We start from the raw sequence: 2,183 nt of genomic DNA, 5'->3' as shown, positions 1-2,183 counted from the left end.
GCCGGCACCACTCAAAAAAGGTACAGGCTGCCCGATAGTAAGCCATCCGCGTATTCCGGTTGCGGATGTCAGCGGCAAAAAACTCTAAAAACCGATAGGCGCCTTTTTCACCGGTTGCCAGCACAATGGCCGGAATCGCCCCCGAGCCCATCTCAGCCGGCAGATTGTTAGCCAATTTTACCAGTTCCTTACCCATACCATATAGTATAACATAACGTCCTTTATGTTATACTATATCTAAGCGTCGTCCGCGACTTCGTGCGGACGACGTGGCCCCTTCGGGGCAGTTGTCAAACCGAAAAGAGAAAAGCGCGGACTGTAGATCGTAAATCCCGGCCGTCCGGGACGTCGATCATATATCGTATATCAGATTCTGGACTCGAACATATACGATTTACGATATGCGCTCTACGATTTGCGATTTTCAAAAAGAGTCTGTACTTCTCGAATTGTAGATTGTCAATCAAAATCATCGACAAAATTTTGTCGATGATTGGCGCTAAACGCCTAAATTGTTTGAAATGTGTAAGGTGTCGCGAATTTAATTCTTTGACTTTTAATTGTTTCTTTAAGGAAGAATCAAAATCGCGTTTCTGAAACACAAGGTAAGATAGACGAGTGCATAACAGCAATAGTTCTAACAAGGGTTTCAACCGCCGCAGCCTCATAACTAAATTCGACGGCATTTTTGGCGGTTTTGCAGGTTAATTATCTCCCCTGACACCTCATCATTTTTTCTTGTTTGAAAACAAAAAAAGTGGTATATTTTTATTACCGATAACCCTGATTATCGGAAGTAATGTTGAAGCTGAAATACTCTACTTTTAAACCTATTTATAGGACTAAATGAATGAACAACAATAAAAGCTTTGAAGTACATTGCCTGGAAACGGCTGGTAATTTACTCAATGAATTTAACTTTTTTTATCTTACCAAAATTGATTTTGAGATTTAAGAAAGATTAAAACGATTGGGAGTAAGCATTATGCAAGCAATTGAAGTCAAAAGCACAGATGACAAAATCATCATTTCAATAGATAAGAAATCTGTCGATATCGATTTTTTGACGAATTTGCTCAACAAATTTCGAGTTGAGCACCTCATTAAGAAGGCCAATTTTGATGAGGAAATTTTAAAACTGTCCAAAAGCATCAAACAGGATTGGTGGAAGAAGAACAAAGCAGAATTTTTAGAAGGTGAATAGGTGTGGTCGTAATTGATACCAATATCATCTTCTCGATTCTGCTTGATAAACATTCAGCCATTCGGGATAAATTTTTCGAAAGGGACGTAAAATATTACGCTCCTAATTTTGTTTTTGTAGAAATATTTAACAATAAAGAAAAGCTTTTAAAGCATTCTAAATTGTCAGACATAGAATTGCTCGAACTGATGTACAGAATTTTCCAGAAAATCAGTTTTGTAAGTGAGGCCACAATATCAAAAGACAACAAGAAAAAAGCATTTAGGTTGTGCAAAGATATCGATGAAGATGATACACCCTTTGTTGCCGATTCTTTAAACAATAAAATGAAACTCGAACAAGATACCATCGAGATTACTCAAGCTGAATATCTTTCAAACTATCGAATACGGCTAAAGTTTAATGACTGCAATGAAAGGCTAGTTGATTTTGAACCATTTCTTAGAAACTCTCGACACCCTGAAATTAGAAAGTATATGAATCCGGATGTGTTTAAGCAATTCAAAATCGAATACGGAGATTTGGTTTGGAATGATTATGATCTGTGTTTTCCAATTTCAGATTTGTGCGAAGGAAAAATTTAAGTAGAGAGATGTTCGTTTGAAAATCGGAGGAATATTTTGGCTGTATACAAAACAAGCATGCGTTAATTTTATCAGCGCGCGACATGACCAAAAAAGAAAGGCAAAGATATGTCAAAAAATAAAAGTCCCATCTCACAAGCTACGAGTTATCAGGAAATTGCCGATTTTTGGGACACTCATGATTTGTCCGACTACTGGATAAGACAAAAGAAGTTAAATTCGAAGTGGATATTGAATCCGAGAAAACTTACTATTGCGTGGAAAAAAAGCTTTCGGAACAAATGGAAAAAGTCGCAAAAAATCGCGGGGTCTCCGGTGACACTCTTATAAACTTGTGGATTCAGGAAAAACTGCAACTGCAAAAAACAATATAACTTTAAGTGGACCTCAACCTT

The 2,183-nt window shown here is 37.3% G+C and carries 3 protein-coding genes; 2 read left to right on the top strand and 1 reads right to left on the bottom strand.

All coding sequences use genetic code 11. The annotated features are described in order from the left end of the window. Window positions 1-175, bottom strand: a 175-nt coding sequence (locus IH879_22585) for an integrase (GenBank protein ID MCH7677716.1), incomplete at its 3' end; no start/stop codon positions are given. Window positions 176-985: 810 nt separating this feature from the next. Here IH879_22585 and IH879_22580 point away from each other — a divergent pair. Both IH879_22580 and IH879_22575 read left to right on the top strand, forming a co-directional pair. Beyond that, window positions 986-1,204 carry a hypothetical protein gene (locus IH879_22580; protein ID MCH7677715.1) on the top strand — a complete coding sequence of 73 codons (219 nt, stop codon included), beginning with the start codon at window positions 986-988 and terminating at the stop codon, window positions 1,202-1,204. A 2-nt stretch (window positions 1,205-1,206) separates the two neighbouring features. Beyond that, window positions 1,207-1,788 carry a DUF2442 domain-containing protein gene (locus IH879_22575; GenBank protein MCH7677714.1) on the top strand — a complete coding sequence of 194 codons (582 nt, stop codon included), beginning with the start codon at window positions 1,207-1,209 and terminating at the stop codon, window positions 1,786-1,788. The last annotated feature ends 395 nt before the right edge of the window (window positions 1,789-2,183 follow it).

The organism is candidate division KSB1 bacterium (assembly GCA_022562085.1).
GTDB lineage: Bacteria > Zhuqueibacterota > Zhuqueibacteria > Oceanimicrobiales > Oceanimicrobiaceae > Oceanimicrobium.
The sequence above is the reverse complement of the archived record's forward strand: the minus strand, read 5'-3'. Positions and strand labels throughout refer to the sequence as shown.

Coding starts and splice junctions, on each gene's coding strand:
- IH879_22580 (MCH7677715.1), top strand. CDS start 986: ATGCAAGCAATTGAAGTCAAAAGCACAGATGACAAAATCATCATTTCA.